This is a genomic window from candidate division WOR-3 bacterium (genome assembly GCA_039801245.1).
Classification (GTDB): Bacteria; Hydrothermota; Tepidihabitantia; order Tepidihabitantales; family Tepidihabitantaceae; genus JAOABP01.
This window is the reverse complement of the sequence record JBDRUF010000002.1, coordinates 37329-55531: the sequence shown is the minus strand read 5'-3', so window position 1 is coordinate 55531 and position 18203 is coordinate 37329. Positions and strand designations below refer to the sequence as shown.

The following is an 18203-nucleotide window of genomic DNA, read 5'->3' as shown; positions in this document are numbered from 1 at the left end:
TTATAGTTCGGCGAGTATCTCCTCATACAAGCCTAAAATCTCGTTTTCAATCTCGGCAATACCCGTTAAAACCTCGGCTATCTTCTCCTGGTTAGTCACGGAGTTCAACCTCAACCCCCTACCGGCAATCCCTTCAAGCCGGGCGATAACCGCCCGGTTCCTCGCCATCACCTCATCAAAAAGAACAGCCTTTTCGGGCAGCGCCATCTTCATATCATCAAAGAATTGATTGGCGCTCTCCTTACTGGCGATGAGTTTCCAGAGCAGGTCATAGAAACATTCACTGGCGGTATCAGTTCCTTGGGGACACACCGGAAATTGGCTGAGGCTTTTTATTAGAATGTCATACGCCTCTAACCCGGAATGCCAGCCGGTGTCTCTGGCTGATAGACCCAGTTCCAGCCCCTGTGTGAGAACAGCCTTCACAAGTCCCACAGGTTCCAAGGAACAGCCACCCCGAAACCTTACCTTATATGCAGCGACGATTTCACCGATGAGCGGCTGTTCGCTCCCCGCGCCGACAGTATAACCATAAACCCGAGGCGTTATTCCCATTGTATCAACCCTGGTAGCAATTCCCCATTTTGCTCTTTTGGTATCCCATTTCCCGTAGACAACAACTACTGGGAATCCGACCCCTTTCGCCGCTATCAGTGCCGATTTGACAGCATCGATTCCTTCGTGATTTCTTAAAGATTCTCCTGGAGGGTGCTGATAGAGTGGTTCGAAGGAGAGACCTGTTAGGTTAGAAATATTGGGGAGGAACTCAATGGACCTGCCACCGGTTCCCCAGGAGAAGCAGTCCTCATCCCGCACTGTCAGTCCAAAAGACTCGCCGGTGATTGCTGCAAGCCAGTCGTAGTAACTGGGGAGACCAAAATGTTTCAAAATATCCTCCAACGCCTTAGCCAGACTTGCAGAAAAACGCTCGGAGTTAGGAATAAAGCCAAGCGGGAGGGGCTCGGATTCCATCACCAACTCCTGACCGTTGCGCAAGACCCCCAGCCTCACCTTCTCAGCATGTCCGAAGCTCCTTTTCTCAATCTCAAGCAAATCTTGGAATGTCTGCACAACCTCATCATTATATGAAACAATTAAATCCCCGCCTGTCAGACCGACAACCTGGGCCTGACTGTTGGCTGGTACCCTCCAAACCTCGGCTTTAGCCAGCTCGAGATAAGTAGTGCCAATCGGTTCACCTTGCGGCTTTGATTGACACGAAAGAAAAAACAGCGGCAACAAACTGAGGATAATGCCGCCAACCGCAAAACCCCTTTCCTTTATTTTCATTTTGGCTTAATCGCCTTTACCGGCTCACCTGAACCCGCAGGCGCTTGCATCTCTTTTGCCAATTCAGCCAGACCCCGGCAGACGGCTTTCAACTGGGTTGCTGACATCCCCTCGTCCTTAATCTCTCCCCAAAGCTTCCGGGCAAATGTGCCGGCATAGTATATTATCTCGACATCAACAAACCCGATCTCCTCCAGCGTCTCTTTCATAGCGGTGCTGGTGAAATGCTCAAGTTCATACCAACTGCCACCCTTCACATAGCCAAGGTTCTTCTCAAGAAAATCCTTTCCAATTTCTGGTACCTGGGTCGGTACAGAACCGAGCCGGGCAATCAAATCCTTTAGCCGGCGAAACTCCTCCTTTATCTCTGGTGTCGGGGTAAACTTTACCAAATAGTTTCGCTCCCAAGGAGGGCGCTGATGCCTAAGGACATAGTGATACCCCAGGCTTTCCTCATTTTCGGTTAAAAACACCTGCTCGGTAACAACCCGGCCAGCAGTCTCGTAGGCCTCGAATACCAGGCGTAACTTTCCTCCGGGCTTTAAGACCCTGAATACCTCCCGTAAAGCCTGATAAGGGTCTGGACACTGCTCAACGCCGAAGGCGCTGACCACAGCATCAAACGAATCATCAGCAAAATCCAAAGCAGTTGCTGACATCTGTAATACCCGGATGTTTTTAATCCCCAAGCGTTCAGCATTGGCAAGAGAGGTGGCAACGCGTCGGCCAGAAGCGTCAATCCCGGTAACAGATTCAAAAAAGGGCGCCAGGCGCAGGAGTGGCCAGCCATCACCGCACCCAACATCAAGTATCTCCTTGCAACCGGCGAGATGGGCGCGGAAATCACAAATCTGTGCCTCTTCAACAAAGTGTGTTTCAAGGCTTAAATCTTGGGGGACATCAATCACAGGGAGATTCCCGGCAACCCTTTCGAGCCTTTCGTAGGTCTGCTCGGCGCTATTGGACTCGGTGGGTTTAACCTCCGTGATAATAAGATTTTCAATTTCAGTGTATATTTTAGGCATAGTTATTATAATAACCCCATTTTAGTTAAAGTCAATACAATAGCCCCTCCCGCAATAAAATTAGCACCTAACTACTTAGATTATGATAAAATCAGCGCTTAGAGAAAATTCGGGGATGGATGATAGCTCACCAAGAGTATTTTAGTTCCAACAGACAATAGGTGGCGGCAAGATTGTCGATCGCCTCTTGGTGCCACTCTGGGGCGATACTTACCATCACCTCCAAGTTGAATCCACCACGGCTGGTAGGAATGATTTTCCAGTTACCAAAAAGGCTAAACTCATTAAACCGGTAATCGGACTGAAAACCGGAATCGGAGAATAGATACCGGCGCTCACCAAAACGGTCTTCAATAGATAACCAGACCCAGTCGGATTTGAACAGGTCGGCTCCCAAATACAAGGCAAGTTCCCGGTAGTCTTGGTCGGTAGGATGGGCTAATGAACGGGAGACATCAAATTGTGGTCCTAGGGAGAATGTCAAAATAGAACCGGGTCTGAATTCTAACCCCAGTCCGATTCTGTTTTCTGCCTGATTCTGATAGACAGCGGTGGTTTCATCAAACCAGGTCAGACGCAGATTTTCGTCAACCTTCAATCCGATTTGCGGGCTGAAATCCCAGTTGCAAGAGAACTGTGGTTCTACCTCCCAGTAGCTGCGTAACCTGTTGGCGTAACTGCGCCGAGTGAAGTAATCAGAAAATGTGAGGTGCAAGTCGGTGCCTAAATAGTTATCCCAATCAAGGTTAAATTTGTTTTCAGCATAATTTTGTTCTGATTGGTTTTGCGCCCAGAGGCGGTTATAGTTGTAGTTTAATGTAATGAGTGACAACTCACCGATATTGAGATTGGCAATAACTCCTGCCCGATTGATAAAGTAGTTATAGGTAAAAGTATCTGAAGAGAGATAGTGGTGAAGCTCGATATTTTCCTGGATGGTTACGGTGAGATTGTTTAAAAAACGGGAGCCAACTCCCAGTTTCAGGTTGTTGTTGAAGTAGGAGTTACGCTGAAGCGTATCGCCCAAAAGTGGAAGGTAGTGGTGATAATAGCGCAGTTCGCCATCGGCTGTTGCCTGCAAGCGGATTTTGGGATTGAGTTCGGTGCTGAAGCCGAAATGGAATCGGTCGTGAATGGACACATTAGAGATTGAGATGGCGTTCTCGCTCTGAAGGTTTCGTGCGGGTTTATCGTTATTCAGGTAAATAGTCCAGAAAGTTCGTAGTTCGGCACCAGGAGAAGTTGTGTCCTTAGTGATTGTATCGGTAATAGTATAGCGCTGGGTTGAATAGTCGCCACCGATACCGGCGTCGTTTCTGATCAATAGACCTATGACTATTAATATGAGCCGCATCACTCCCGCTCAGAAGCGGGTTCTTCAATATGAAGCAGTTCAATCGCCCGGTTTAGCAATCGGCGTGCCTGCGTTGTCTCCAAGAGCGCCTTATCAAGGCTGTCTGCAGCAAAAAGTTCCCTGCCAGTATTCTGATGTTTTTTCGCCTCTTGGAGCAGTCGCATCGCTTCTGATTCACCTTCTGCTAATATCTTCTCTGACCAGCTGGCAAGGAGATGATCGGTTTCATCCAATGCCAGTTGTACCAGGGTGGCATCAATTTCACTTGTCATTATCTCGCGGGCGCGGAACATCAGGTCGCGGCTCGCAAGGGTAAATTTGAGCGCCTGAGCAAAAAGCCTGAGCCGGAATCTGTTCTGCGCCTTAACCTGCCACTCACCCGCTTTGGCAAACATTTCCTGAGCGCGCAGATTATGACTCTCCTGAATTTCCTCCTGGATTTTCGCAATTAAACCCTGGGTTCGGTCAATCTCCTCTTTTACCAACTCAGGTGCGGTCAATCGCTTAGCCCTGGTTAGTGCCTCATAGAGGTGGTTGCGGGCAGCAAAAGTAAATCGCAAGGCCAGCCTAAACCGACGCTGATGCAGATAACCTTGGGCTGCAGACTGTTCCTTCTGAGCCATTTTTAACAACTCTAACGCCCGGGGTTCATTTGCTCTAATTATTCTTGGTGTTGCTTCATTCATCACCTCAGCGGTGCGACGAATTTCAGCCCTAATCCGCTCTGGGGCGTTCCTAACCATCTCCGTTGCCTCCCTTGCCTTTTGCCTTGCTGCCAGTGTCCGGCTGTATGCCCACCGAAAGCGCCTTCTCCTGTAACCATCCCAGGCGGAATTCTGAATCTCAACCGCCTGATTCAAAACCGCCTGCGCATCAGGGTTGTTTACTGTTTCAACAACCTCTTTTGCCTGTTTGATCAGTTCGTCAGTTTTCTCAAGTTCTTGGCGGACCCGCTCCTGGTTTTGGGCTAATAGGAATCCGGCAAAGAGTAAAATTATAAATAACACCTGCTTCATCATCCTCTTATTATGCAAATAATGTGCCAGATAAATAAAGTACATAGATACGAAAGCTGAAGGAAATATGACAATTAGAAATATGCACCTGAAAGAACAATAGCGGCTTAAAATGCTCACCTTTCGCCAACATCTTTGATTCCATACTTGGCGATTTTCGTATATAACATTCTTCTGGTGATGCCCAGTATTTTTGCTGCCTTTGATTTATTGCCACCTGTCCTCTTAAGCGCCTCTAAGACCATTATCCTTTCCTGTTCCTCAAGAGAGCCCAGTTTTCCTGGCTCGGCATTGGGGATTAACTTTGCTGGCTCAGGAAACTGGATGTGTGTAGGCTTGATTTCTTCTCCTCCTGATAGGATCAAAGCACGTTCGAGGACATTTTCCAGTTCCCTGACATTGCCGGGCCAATCATATGCTTGAAGAACCTCAATAACCTCATCTGACAGGCCGCGGTTATACCCGAGCCGACTCAGGATGTGATCACATAATGCAGGGATATCCTCCTTATGTTCACGCAGTGGTGGCATCTGAATCGGGAATACCGCCAGCCGATAATAAAGGTCCTCGCGAAATTTACCTTGTCGCACCTCTTCAATCAGGTTGCGGTTGGTGGCGGCAATGATTCTGGTGTCTACGGTTATAGTTTGATTTCCCCCCAACCGGACAAAGGTTTTATCTTGAAGGAAGCGCAGAAGTTTTATCTGGAACTGACCTGGGATCTCACCAATCTCATCGAGAAAAAGGGTGCCCCCTTGTGCCTGCTCAAGGCGACCGGGCTTGGTGCTCGTGGCACCGGTGAAGGCCCCTTTTTCATAGCCGAAAAGTTCAGACTCAAGCAGGGTTTCGGGCAGGGCAGCAGCGTGCATTACGACAAAAGGCTTCTGGCCGCGGGGGCTGGCGCGATGAATCATTCGGGCGACGAGTTCTTTCCCGGTGCCGCTTTCCCCGGTAATGAGAATGGTGGCATCACTGGGCGCAACCTTGTTGACAAGGTTGCGCACCTGGTTCAATGCCTGACTTTCACCAACCAGTTCGGCAAACCTGCTGGTGGTCTTCAGTTCCTGTCTTAACAGCAGATTTTCCTTTCTTGTCTGATGGAGCAGAGCGATTTTTTTCAGAACGGCAAGGAGATGGTTCAAAGATACCGGCTTGGTGATGAAGTCAAATGCACCTTGACGCATCGCCTCAACAGCAAGCGCAATTGTGCCATAGCCAGTTATCATCACCACCTCGGTTTCAGGGTTTGATTCCTTGGCAGCAGCAAGAATTGCCATTCCATCCACCGGTACCATCTTCAGGTCAGTAATCACCACATCATAACTACCTCTTTTCAGGCGTTGGAGTGCCTCGTTGCCGTCGGTAAGATTATCAACATCATACCCCGCCGCTTTTAAATTTTCGGCGGTTAATTGACAGAAGCGGGCTTCATCATCAACCAAGAGTATTCTCATACCGGCAGTTTTACCTCCACCGTTGTTCCCTTTTGCTCATCGCTAATTATCTTTACCTTGCCTTGATGCATCTCTACCAGCCTTTTGACAATAAAAAGTCCTAATCCGCTCCCCTTATCCTTGGTGGTAAAGAAAGGTTCAAACACCCGGTTGAGATGCCGGTGCGGGATGCCAGGACCGTGGTCGGTAATTTGAATTGTCAGCCAGCGCGGTTTTGACCCCGGCTCAGTTTGGGCGCTGATGCGAATCAGCCCGCCATTAGGCTGCGCCTGAATCGCATTGAGGAGGATATTGATAAACACCTGCCGCAACTGGATGGGCGAGCCTTTTATTTTCGGTAACTCCCGGAGGTGATTTTCGACCTGAATGTCGTTTTGCCTGATTTCTGTTTTCAGAGTATCAAGGATAGTGTCGAACATCTCGGTGATGTCAACCTCTTCCATTTCCTCGGCTTTACCTGTTCCGATATTGAGATAATTGGCGAGGGTGCGGTTGAGCCTGCTGAGCTCCTCTTTGATGCAATCAAATGTCTGGTCATTTTGAGCGTCATAGCGAATCTGGATTCGCTCGGTTGCTGCGAGGATTGTTGCCAGTGGGTTGCGCAAATCGTGTGCAAGTGCTGCTGCCATCTCCCCCAGCAGGGCAAAGGTGGCGGTCTGGGAAGCTATCTTTTCCATCCTCAGCGCGCGCCGGCTGAGACTTACACCGGCAAACACAATTGCGGACAGGGCAAGCAAACTTAAGAGATTGATAAAGAAGAGCGAGCGGCTGTAATTGGCGATGGTCTTGAAGAAACGGGCATCTGCCTCAACACCAAGCACCGCACTGACAATTCCCTCCCGGTTGTAGACCGGCGCATAAACGGTCTTGAGATAATAAGGTCCGGCAGCGTAGAGCCGGGTCGGGGTGATGAGACCGCTGAATGCGGAGAGAATTTCAGATTCATCAAGTTCCAGCATCGGGCTGGTTTCCCCTTTACTCTCAGGCGCACGCGCATTGACAATAAAGCGCAGGCTTTCGTCAACAAGAAAGATGTTTAAAAGTTCAGCCTGACTTATCGTTTCGGTGAAAATGGGTAAAATATCCTGATAATCTTCTCTGCCTGTTAACTGAGTGGCAATAGTCAGAGCCAAACCTTCAAGCCGGTTGCCCATTTCGGCTTCAAGCGCCGCCTTGGTTTTTGAAATAACCAACCAGGAATGGATGTTGAAAATGACTATCACCAGCACAGCGAGTACGATAGAATAAACCGTAAACCTGCTCACCTTCACTCTAATTTACACTATAACTGCAGGAGGTCAACAAATTTTTGTTAAAAAGCCCTCCGGCAGGGTCTTGCCGGAGGGCAAGGAGGTCAAACAACGGGCTAATCAACTTTCCGCTGAAGCGGTTCCAGGCGGAAGTCAATTCCCCGGGTTGCTGAACCAGGCCGAACCGGCACCAATTCCGGATAGGTTTGAGGTTGATACTTCGGTTTGAATGCCGAGACTTCATAAACGCCTGGGTTCAAACCTCCAATCCGGTAAAAACCGCGTCCATCGGTTCTTGCCTGTCCCTCACCCTGCTCCCCGCGTGCGATGACCAAGACACCCGCAATCGGATAGCCGGTCTGAGCATCAACCACCTGACCGATGATGCCACCTTTCCGCGGCTTGGGCTGAAGCGCGAAGTTGATGTTTTCAGTAACCTCATGCCTGCGCACCTCTACCGGTTCAGGATATGTTTCGGGGAAATAACGCCTTGCCTTGGCGCTGACCTGATACCTGCCCGGACGCAGACCGCGAATGATGTAATACCCCTGTCGGTCAGTACGCATCCGGTGTCTGCCATTGGCACCGTGAACATAAACCACCGCACCGTGAATCGGCTCACCGGTTAATTTGTCTGTGACCCTGCCACTGATTGCACCGGTCTGGGGTTGAATCTGCCTGAGGCGCAGGTCAATGCCGGTGGTGATTTGCCCCTCCTGAACAATAACCTTGGTTGGATAATGGGCAGGAACATACCCCTGTTTGCGGGCGATTACCTGATATCCTCCTGGCTCAAGCCCTTCAATTAGATATACCCCATCTTCGTTTGTCTGGGCTCGACCCATAGGGGTGCTGTCTGAACAGGCAACAACAACCGCATTGGCTATCGGATTACCTGTTATAAGGTCTGTTACCCTGCCGGTAATACCGCCTGTTCCGGCAAGGAGAAGCCCGGTTAAGGCTCCTATTGCAAAGAGCGCTGCTAACTTTTTCATTTTTGTCCTCCTTTGTTTTTCATTGCCTTATAAACAAGCAACGATTGTGCCAAATTGCTAATTGATTGTTTTTCTGAAACTTAAAATATTGGCACAGTCCAAGCTTTTGAACAGAAATGTCCAGAAATGGTAACTTTTGAACGGTTTAGGTTACAAGGCGCTCGTAAAAGTCAACCCTGGCGATGCCAAAGGGAAATTTTGCCACCATTTGCCACATCCCATCCGGCAGGGTGCGAATCAGAATCAAGGCATCAACAACCCCGAGTGTCCTGCCAATCCGGTTCGCCTCAACAATCGCCTGTGCCCGCTCATTTTTCCCGGTGATGCGGAAAAGGGTGAGATGCGGGGCAGCACCTAACTCAGGGATAAGTAAGGATGCCGGTTCTGCACCGAGAATATTTTTGCGCAAGGAGATGAGCTCATCCTGACCTTTGGTAATCTCGCCAATCAGAAATTCGCCTGACTCCTGCCAGTTTTCAGCCGCAATTGCGAGGGGGTGAAGCGCCCTTCTTGCCTGACTGATAAACTCAATTACCGCCATCACCTCCCCCAACTCTGCTGGCACCCAGGGCTGAACCAATTGAATATGTGGTTCAAGTTGAGCAACTTGCGGTGCAAATCGTTCGCGCAGGCGCAGAAAATCAACCTCCCGTTCAAGTTTCGGAAAAGCCACAACACTGAACTGAACCGCTTTCACAACCAAATTATAGCCAAATTCATAACTCTTAGCAATATCTAACTTTAACATCATTGGCGATAAGAGATTATATATTTACCCCCGGGGTCACTCCCCCGGTGGTATCAGATTCTTGCTAAGTTGCGAAAATATAATTGCTAACACAACCTTAACCAACAGGAATTTGTTTGTTTTTATGGATAATTCCGACTTATTCGGAAAAAAGTTCAGTCAATTCGGATTTTTCTGATTTTCTCCTCTTCAAGAGGGGCAACATTAAAGGTGCGGTCATCACACCGAATTTGCACCTGTCCCAGGTGTTTGCCATCAGAGTAGCGGGCACAAAGCCGGGCTGCGGTTTCAATATCATCAATGGCATCGGATTTTATCACCAAGACCAACGGTCCGGCAACATCAACCGGCTCTAAAATTGCATCATCCTTTGTAGCGAGGTTATAAAGAGCCCGATTCTCCCTCTCATTCCTGCCAACAACAGCCTTCTTACCAGAAGGCAGCCGGAAATGTCTCCCAATGCGCAGTATCTTTATATCCCTGACCGTTTCCTCATTATGCCCGAACGCCTCCTTAAGCCTTTGAGAAAATGTCTTATCGGTTAAAAGGCAGCCACCAGCAGGATTGGGATAGTCCCTGATGCCATATTTTTCAACAAGGGCAATCTGCGGTTTCCTTGATCTTCCTTGAAAAGAAAGCAGCTTTTCCCTATCAATCACACCCTCTGTTTCCGGCAAGGTCGGCTCAAGCAGCCGGGCAGAAAGCGGGCGCAAAAGCCTGCCTTCAAGCCCGGAAATTTTTTCTATCAGTTTCATTGCCTGCAGATTTTGGGACAATGGACGCTGACCCAAAACCTCGCCAGAAAAGACAAAGTCGGCATCAACCTGTTCCATAAACCTTTTTGCCAACTTCAAGGTAAAGATGCGGCAGTCAACGCAGGGGTTCATACCCGCGCCATAGCCATATTTTGGCTTTTTCACCATCTGGATGTACTCCTCCCGCAAGGGTATGATTTTAAGCGGAATGCCCAATTGCTCTGCTGCCTTACGCACAGGGTAACGAGCAGAAGACTTGGGAAACGGGTGAAAGGGGTTAAGAAAGTGGAGTGCAATAACATCAACCTTCTGCTCAAGGATGAGCCGGCAGGCAAGGATTGAGTCCAGGCCCCCGGAAAACATACACACCGCCTTTGGCATATCTCTATTTTAAAACCTGATACCGATAAGGCAACTCTGCCCAATTGGCTCAGAAAATGCAAGGTTGACAGTTGTGAACTCGCGGTTATGATAAAAAATAAGAAGATAAGGAGTCAAAATGAGAAGAATTGTTGAATGTGTTCCCAATTTCAGTGAAGGCAGAAGACCTGAGGTAATTGAGCGCATCGTTGGTGCCATCAGGTCGGTTACCGGCGTTACCCTTTTGGACCAGGAGATGAACCCTGACCACAACCGGGCGGTAATAAGTTTTGTGGGTGAGCCCGAGGCGGTTCTGGAGGCGGCATTTCGTGCCACCAGGACCGCTGCCGAACTTATTGACCTGACCAAGCATCAGGGTGAGCATCCCCGCATCGGCGCCACCGATGTGGTGCCTTTTGTACCCATCTCTGGGGTAACCCAGGCAGAATGCATTGAACTTGCCAAGAGGTTGGGAAAGAGAATTGCCGACGAACTTTCCATCCCGGTTTATCTCTATGAACTGGCAGCAACCAGACCTGACCGTCAGGACCTGGCGAACATCCGTAAAGGGGAGTTTGAGGGTTTGCGTGAGGCGATTAAGACCGACCCTGACCGGGCACCAGATTTTGGCAGACCTGAACTCCATCCCACTGCCGGTGCTACGGTTGTTGGGGTGCGTGCGCCCTTGATCGCCTATAACATCAACCTGTCCACACCGGATGTGAAGATTGCGGAAAAGATTGCCAAGGCAATCAGGTTCAGGAGTGGTGGGTTCAGGTATGTGAAGGCGCTGGGCTTTGAACTTAAGGAGAAAAACTGCGCCCAGGTCTCGATCAATATGACCGACTACACGAAGACACCACTTTATCGGGTTTTCGAAACGGTGAAAAGGGAGGCGCAGCGCTATGGTGTGGGAGTGGTGGAATCGGAGATTGTTGGCTTGGTGCCCCAGGCGGCGCTGATTGACTGCGCCCAGTTCTATCTCCAGTTGAACGGCTTCAAGAAGGAGCAGATTCTTGAGAACCGGCTTATGCCGGCGCAGGGGCTACCCGACTTTCTCAACGAACTCGCCTCTGCTGCCCCGGTTCCAGGTGGAGGAAGTGCCGCGGCACTGAACGGCGCAATTGGCACCGCCCTGATGACGATGGTGGCAAACCTGACTATCGGCAAGAAGGGCTATGAGGAGTTTGAAGAGGAGTTGAAGGCGGTCAAGGAAAAACTGATTCCAAGACGGGAGCGCTTTCTCAGCCTGATGGACGAGGATGCCAGTTCGTTCAAGGAGGTGATGGCGGCTTACAAACTGCCAAAGATGACCGAAATGGAGCGGCAGGAAAGGGAAAGGGCAATAAGCGAGGCGCTGAAAAAGGCGGCAGAGGTTCCCTTTCGAACAATGGAACTGGCACTGGACACATTGAGGTTGTGCAAGCCGGTGGTGGAGTTTGGCAACAAGAGTTCAATCAGTGATGCCGGTGTGGCAACGCTAAACCTTGACGCCGCCTTCAAAGGGGCGCGGCTGAATGTCTTAATCAACCTCGGCGGCATCAAGGATAATCAGTTTGTTCAGGAGAAGCGGGAGATGGTTGATGAACTCTCCGCAGAAATGGCAGGACTGGTTGAGGAATATCTCAGGATTGTAACCACGAGGATGGGATAGGGCGTTATTAATAAAATTCCAGGGGAAATGAAAAGTCGCCCAAACACCGCTGAGGTGGACCTGCACATCCACACCCTGTTTTCTGATGGGCTCTTTACGCCTGAACAGGTGGTTATGGAGGCAAAACGCAAGGGGATTAGTGCGATTGCCATCACCGACCATGATTCGGTTGATGGTATTGAGCGGGCAAAGGGAGAGGGCAAGAAGGCGGGGATTGAGGTTGTGCCCGGCGTGGAGATGAGTTGCTATGTCAATGGCACCGATGTCCATATCCTTGGTTATTATATTGATTATTACGATGAGGAGGTGTTGAATTTCTTTGCCCGGGTGCGCGCCAGCCGCCTAAAACGGGCAGAACAGATGGTGGCGAAACTGAACGAGTTGAGTGGAGGTCGGTGGCAGGTGAGCACCGCACGGGTCAAGGAACTGGCAGGCGCGGGCGCGATTGGCAGACCGCACATCGCTCAGGCCCTGGTTGAGGTAGGGGCGGTCCAGAACATCGGCGAGGCTTTTGAGCGCTACATCGGCTATGACGGTCCGGCTTACTTTCCCAAGATGCGCCTGACACCACTGGCAGCAGTGGATTTTATTCACCGCGCCGGTGGAATAGCGGTTATCGCCCATCCTGCCACCTATGGCAACGACGGTCTGCTCTACACGGTGATTGCCGCCGGTGTTGACGGGATAGAGGTCTGGCATCCAGAACACAACCAGCGCCAGGTTGACCATTACCTGGAGATGGCAGAAAAGAACCGGTTACTTGTCACCGGTGGCAGTGATTGCCATGGTGGCAGGAAGTTCGGCAGGGTCTATCTCGGCGATATCAGGTTGCCCTATCAGTACCTTGCCGCACTCAAACGAAAGGCAAGGCAAGGATGATGCCGCTTTTGTTGGCTTTTTCCCTACTCGCACAGTTTCAGATTGCCCGGCTGAAGTATTCTGGCGGCGGAGACTGGTACAACGACCCAGAAATAATTCCCAACCTCTGCAAGGAGTTAAATAAACGGACAAACATCACCGCTTTGACCGATGAGGCGCAGGTGAGCCTTTTGGATGAAAAACTTTACAACTATCCTTTTCTTTTTATGACCGGTCATGGCAATATCAGTTTCTCAGATGAGGAGGTGCGCCGGTTGCGCGGTTTTCTTGAGCGGGGTGGCTTTCTTTATGCGGATGATGACTATGGAATGGATGAATCCTTTCGCCGGGAGATGAAAAAGGTGTTTCCCAATGCGGAACTGGTTGAACTGCCAATTGACCATCCAATTTATCACTCCTTTTATCACTTTCCTCAGGGTCTGCCGAAGATTCACGAGCATTACGAAGGTCCGCCCAAAGGTTATGGGATTTTTATTGGTGGCAGGATGGCTGTTTTTTACACCTATAACTCCAACATCTCTGACGGCTGGACCGACCGCTACAACGACCCGCCGGAAAAGCGGGAGGAGGCAATCAGAATGGGCATCAACATCATCGTCTATTTTCTTACCCGCTGAATATTTTCTGCAGGAATTGACAGATTTATTCATTAGATTTTCCCTATGTGCAGTAAGGAGCAGGGCTGTATCCAACTCATTGCCAAAGCGGTCCGAGCCCTTGGTGGCACAGAAAAGGTCAAATCCTAAGTGTATATATAACTACACATTTCTCTCCCGCCATTTTGTTTTAAGTCTCGTAATAACGATACTTAACGGAAAACAACCTTTGCAGGGTAATAATCCCCCGCTCAATTTGGTCCTAATCTAAGTTCTCCAATCCTTGCGCTCTTGACCCCCGAAGGCAATCGCCTATAATTATCTTTCCAATGGCAGGTGATGTAATAGCAATTCGCGGGGCAAGAGAGCACAACCTCAAGAATATCAACCTTGATATCCCGAGGAATAAACTGGTGGTGATTACCGGTATCTCCGGTTCAGGCAAATCCTCATTGGCGTTTGATACGATTTACGCTGAGGGTCAGCGCCGGTATATTGAGTCTTTGTCCACCTATGCCCGGCAGTTTTTGGGGATGCTGGAAAAGCCGGACTGCGACCAGATTACCGGGCTTTCACCCGCGATTGCGATTGAGCAACGGACAAGCGCGCGCAATCCGCGTTCAACGGTCGGCACCACCACCGAAATCTATGACTATCTCCGGCTCTTATTTGCCCGGATTGGCAAGCCCTTCTGTCCGAAGTGCAACAAGCCGATAAGCTCTCAGACCACTGACCAGATTGTTGACAACTTGCTTTCTATCCCTGCAGGGACAAACATCGTGATTCTTGCCCCTTTGATCCGGGGGAGAAAGGGGGAGTATCGCGAACTCCTTTCACAGGCAAAGCGCCGGGGCTATATCCGTGTCAGGGTTGACGGCAAGATTTACGAGATTGAAGAAGTACCGCTATTAGAGAAATATAAAAAGCACAATATTGAACTGGTGATAGACCGGCTCAGCATCAAGGAGGAGATGCGCAAAAGGATTGCGGATTCGGTGGAACTGGCGCTGAAGGAGGGTAATGGACTTTGTATTGTTGCTTTGGGTGGGGCAAAGAATGAGGAGATGGTCTTCTCGGCGGCATTTGCCTGTCCGGATTGCGGCTTTTCCTTTGAAGAGATTTCACCAAGGCTTTTTTCCTTTAATTCACCCTATGGCGCCTGCCCAAAATGCCATGGTTTGGGAACAAGGATGGAGATTGACCCTGACCGGCTGATTGCTAACCCCAGCCTTTCTATCCTTGATGGTGCGATTGCACCCTGGGGCGAGGTCAGGGAGAAAAGCGGCTGGTTTTTAGGGAAGTTAGAGAGTCTGAGCAGAAAATACCGCTTTCGGCTGGACACCCCTTGGAAGGATTTGCCTGCACCTGCACGCAGGGCAATCCTGTATGGAACCGAAGAGGAGTTGCAGTTCAAATATGAAAATGATAAATGGGAATACTCCTGGGAGGACCGCTATGAAGGGCTGATCCCCTATCTTGAGCGCACATATAAGGAAACCGAATCCGACTCGCGCCGGGAATGGGTGGAAAGGTTTATGTCGGTCCTGCCCTGCCCCAAATGCTCGGGGACAAGGCTCAAACCCGAGGCGCTGGCGGTCAAGATTGCCGGACTCTCTATCGCTGATGTCTGCCGCTTTTCGGTAAAGGAGGCGCTGAATTTTTTCAACGAGTTACAGTTGAGTCCAAAGGAGGAGGCAATCGCCCGCGAGGTCATCAAAGAACTGCGCCGGCGCCTCGGTTTTATGCGTGCGGTTGGGCTTGACTACCTCACCCTTGACCGGACAACCGAAAGTTTAGGGGGAGGAGAGGCGCAACGGGTGCGGCTGGCGACTCAGATTGGTTCTGGTCTTGTAGGTGTGGTCTACATCCTTGATGAACCTTCAATTGGCTTGCACCAGAGGGACAACCGCAAGCTCTTGGCAACCCTTAAGGGTCTGCGTGATTTGGGCAATACCGTCATAGTGGTTGAGCATGATGAGGAGACAATTCTTGAGGCGGACTGGGTGATTGACTTGGGTCCTGGTGCGGGTGCTGATGGCGGCAGGGTTGTAGCCCAGGGTACGCCGGCTGATATCAAAGCCTGCCCGGATTCACTTACCGGTGCCTATCTTGCTAAAAGAAAAATGATTGATTTGCCGGCAGAACGGCGCAAGCCACAATTTGGTTATTTGACCATCGAAGGGTGCCGGGAGAACAACCTCAAAGGGATTGATGTCAAAATTCCCTTAGGTTTGTTTGTCTGCATCACTGGTGTATCTGGCTCGGGCAAAAGCACCCTCGTGAACGACATTCTCTACCGGGCGCTGGCGCGCCATTTCTACGGCTCACTCGAAAAACCGGGCGCACATCGCCGCATCATCGGGTTGGAAATGATTGATAAGGTCATCAATATTGACCAGTCTCCTATCGGGAGGACGCCGAGGTCAAATCCCGCAACCTATACCAATGCCTTTACGCCGATTCGCGAACTCTTTGCCAAAACCAAAGAGGCGCGGATGCGTGGGTATAAGCCCGGTAGGTTTTCATTTAATGTGCGCGGGGGCAGGTGTGAGGCGTGCGCGGGTGATGGTATCATTCGCGTGGAGATGCACTTTCTCCCTGATGTCTATGTCACCTGCGATGTCTGCAAGGGAAAACGCTACAACCGTGAGACCCTTGATGTCAAATACAAGGGAAAGACAATCAGTGAGGTCCTGGAGATGAGTGTCGATGAGGCTTACGACTTTTTCACCAATGTACCGGCGATTGAGAGAAAGCTGCGACTTTTAAAGGATGTCGGCTTAGGTTATATCAAGTTAGGTCAGCCCGCCCCAACCCTCTCAGGGGGCGAGGCACAGCGAATTAAACTGGCACGTGAACTTGCCAAGATTGGCACAGGCAAAACCATTTATCTCCTTGACGAACCAACAACCGGTCTCCATTTTGAGGATGTGCGGCTTCTTCTGGGTGTGCTTAACCGCTTGGTTGACAAAAGAAATACTGTGGTGGTGATTGAGCACAACCTTGAGGTGATAAAATGTGCAGACTGGATTATTGACCTTGGTCCCGAAGGTGGTGATGGAGGTGGTGAGGTGGTTTGTGCTGGTCCCCCAGAAGAGGTTGCGCGTTGTCCTAACTCCTGGACGGGCAAGTTCTTAAAACCCTTATTGCGGCGGGACTCTAAATAACGCCATTCCCACCAAGGTTCTGGCATATTCTCTCTATCCGCAGAGCGGCACCCGTTTCCGTATCGATGTCGACAACAACCCCGTTGATTCTAATGTCCTCAGTGGCGGGCTGGAGCCGAATTGGCACCATCTCCACCAGCCGGCGGATAGAAAGGTCCTTTCTCATCCCCAAAACTGAGTCAAACGCACCGCACATTCCGACATCGGTAATATAAGCGCTGCCTCGAGGCAAAATCCTTTCGTCCGCAGTCTGGATATGGGTGTGGGTACCCAAAATTGCGGAAACCTTCCCGTCGAGAAACCAACCCATCCCTTGCTTTTCTGCGGTTGCCTCAGCATGAAAGTCAACGATGATAAGACGGGTGGTTTTATTCAGTTCTTCAAGTAGTGATTGTACGCGCTGAAATGGGCAATCAATTGGCTTCATAAACACCCTGCCCAAAAGGTTGATTACGCCAATAACAACCTCTTGATTCTCTTCCCCAGGTAATCGGTAAACTCCCCAGCCCCTGCCTGGCGCGGGCAGTGGATAGTTCAGTGGTCTTAAGATGCGGGGTTCGGTATCAAGGTATTCCCATACCTCCTTGCGGTCAAAGGCGTGATCACCGGTGGTGATACAATCAGCACCGGCAGAGAATATTTCCTGAGCCAGGCGAGGGGTGATACCGAAACCGCCAGCGGCATTTTCGCCATTCACTATGCAAAAATCAGGCTTTAGTCCCTCTTTGAGTTTAGGCAATAAATACCGCAAGGCATGGCGACCAGGCTCGGCACAGATATCGCCTAAAAAGAGAACCCGTTTAATGGGCATAGGTCACAGCCCGAGTCTCACGGATCACCATCACTTTGATTTGACCAGGGTATTTGAGTTCGGATTCAATCTGGCTGGCAATCCTGGCAGCCAGTTCTGATGCCTCCTGGTCAGAGATTTTATTAGGTTCAACCAGCACCCTAATCTCTCTCCCAGCCTGGACCGCATAAGCCCGCTCAACACCTTCAAAGGAGGCAGCAATTGCCTCGAGACTTTCAATTCTCTTGATGTAGGTCTCAAAACTCTCACGCCTTGCGCCAGGACGGGCGCCAGAGACGCTGTCAGCCGCGGCAACGAGAAAGGCATATGGTGAATCCATTGTTGCCTCCTCGTGATGGGCGGCGATGGCGTTGATTATGACCTCTTGCTCTCCATAGCGCCGAGCAAGTTCTGCGCCAATCTCTGCGTGAGTGCCTTCAAATGTCTGGTCAGTTGCCTTACCGATGTCATGGAGAAGACCCGCACGCCGGGCAATTGCCGCATCAAGCTCGAGTTCCTGTGCCATCAGGGATGCGAGATAGGCAACCTCCCGACTATGAAGAAGGACATTCTGCCCATAACTGGTTCGATAACGCAACCTTCCTAAGAGTTTGACCATCTCTGGATGGAGACCGATGATGCCCATCTCCAAGATCACCTCTTCACCAGTTGATTTAATCAGCTGCTCCATCTCCTCTTGCGTGCGGGTAACAACCTCTTCGATGCGTGCTGGATGAATTCTCCCGTCCGTTACAAGTTTTTCCATTGCCAGCCGGGCAATCTCGCGGCGCACCGGGTCAAAACCAGAGATGATGATCGCCCCGGGTGTGTCGTCAATCATAACCTCAACACCGGTGAGGGTTTCAAATG

At 50.3% G+C, this 18203-nt stretch carries 15 protein-coding genes; 4 read left to right on the top strand and 11 right to left on the bottom strand.

Annotation, left to right across the window (positions count from 1 at the left end):
* From ABIK47_00690 to ABIK47_00650, 9 genes are all read right to left on the bottom strand, one after another.
* Complete coding sequence (locus ABIK47_00690; protein ID MEO0019144.1) at positions 1-1290, bottom strand: hypothetical protein; 1290 nt, start codon at positions 1288-1290, stop codon at positions 1-3.
* The gene (locus ABIK47_00685; protein ID MEO0019143.1) at positions 1287-2315 is read right to left on the bottom strand and encodes a class I SAM-dependent methyltransferase; all 1029 of its coding nucleotides are present in this window, start codon (positions 2313-2315) and stop codon (positions 1287-1289) included. The genes ABIK47_00690 and ABIK47_00685 overlap by 4 nt, the downstream gene beginning before the upstream one ends.
* Positions 2316-2442: 127 nt before the next feature.
* Positions 2443-3669: a hypothetical protein gene (locus ABIK47_00680; protein ID MEO0019142.1), complete on the bottom strand. Its 1227-nt coding sequence runs from the start codon at positions 3667-3669 to the stop codon at positions 2443-2445.
* Positions 3669-4685 (bottom strand): hypothetical protein, encoded by a 1017-nt coding sequence (locus ABIK47_00675; protein MEO0019141.1) that lies wholly within the window; start codon positions 4683-4685, stop codon positions 3669-3671. The genes ABIK47_00680 and ABIK47_00675 overlap by 1 nt, the downstream gene beginning before the upstream one ends.
* Positions 4686-4801: 116 nt before the next feature.
* Positions 4802-6139 (bottom strand): sigma-54 dependent transcriptional regulator, encoded by a 1338-nt coding sequence (locus tag ABIK47_00670; GenBank protein ID MEO0019140.1) that lies wholly within the window; start codon positions 6137-6139, stop codon positions 4802-4804.
* Positions 6136-7404 carry a HAMP domain-containing sensor histidine kinase gene (locus ABIK47_00665; protein MEO0019139.1) on the bottom strand — a complete coding sequence of 423 codons (1269 nt, stop codon included), beginning with the start codon at positions 7402-7404 and terminating at the stop codon, positions 6136-6138. Before ABIK47_00665 ends, ABIK47_00670 begins: the two co-directional genes overlap by 4 nt.
* Positions 7405-7505: 101 nt before the next feature.
* Positions 7506-8384, bottom strand: coding sequence for a carboxypeptidase-like regulatory domain-containing protein (locus ABIK47_00660; GenBank protein ID MEO0019138.1), 879 nt, complete (start codon positions 8382-8384; stop codon positions 7506-7508).
* A 145-nt stretch (positions 8385-8529) separates the two neighbouring features.
* Complete coding sequence (locus ABIK47_00655; protein ID MEO0019137.1) at positions 8530-9135, bottom strand: hypothetical protein; 606 nt, start codon at positions 9133-9135, stop codon at positions 8530-8532.
* A 152-nt stretch (positions 9136-9287) separates the two neighbouring features.
* The gene (locus tag ABIK47_00650; protein ID MEO0019136.1) at positions 9288-10268 is read right to left on the bottom strand and encodes a tRNA 4-thiouridine(8) synthase ThiI; all 981 of its coding nucleotides are present in this window, start codon (positions 10266-10268) and stop codon (positions 9288-9290) included.
* A 118-nt stretch (positions 10269-10386) separates the two neighbouring features.
* On the opposite strand from ABIK47_00650, the gene ftcD reads away from it, so the two are divergent.
* From ftcD to uvrA, 4 genes are all read left to right on the top strand, one after another.
* Positions 10387-11901, top strand: coding sequence for a glutamate formimidoyltransferase (gene ftcD / locus ABIK47_00645; protein ID MEO0019135.1), 1515 nt, complete (start codon positions 10387-10389; stop codon positions 11899-11901).
* Between the two features lie 27 nt (positions 11902-11928).
* Positions 11929-12780 carry a PHP domain-containing protein gene (locus tag ABIK47_00640; protein MEO0019134.1) on the top strand — a complete coding sequence of 284 codons (852 nt, stop codon included), beginning with the start codon at positions 11929-11931 and terminating at the stop codon, positions 12778-12780.
* On the top strand, positions 12780-13397 hold the full coding sequence (locus tag ABIK47_00635; protein ID MEO0019133.1) for a DUF4159 domain-containing protein: 618 nt from the start codon (positions 12780-12782) through the stop codon (positions 13395-13397). The genes ABIK47_00640 and ABIK47_00635 overlap by 1 nt, the downstream gene beginning before the upstream one ends.
* Positions 13398-13705: 308 nt before the next feature.
* Positions 13706-16543 carry an excinuclease ABC subunit UvrA gene (gene uvrA / locus ABIK47_00630; protein MEO0019132.1) on the top strand — a complete coding sequence of 946 codons (2838 nt, stop codon included), beginning with the start codon at positions 13706-13708 and terminating at the stop codon, positions 16541-16543.
* Here the strand turns inward: uvrA and ABIK47_00625 are convergent.
* Positions 16536-17354, bottom strand: a complete 819-nt coding sequence (locus ABIK47_00625) for a TIGR00282 family metallophosphoesterase (GenBank protein ID MEO0019131.1) — start codon at positions 17352-17354, stop codon at positions 16536-16538. The genes uvrA and ABIK47_00625 overlap by 8 nt on opposite strands.
* A partial coding sequence (gene rny, locus ABIK47_00620; protein MEO0019130.1) for a ribonuclease Y occupies positions 17344-18203 on the bottom strand: 860 nt, incomplete at its 5' end. The genes rny and ABIK47_00625, both read right to left, overlap by 11 nt.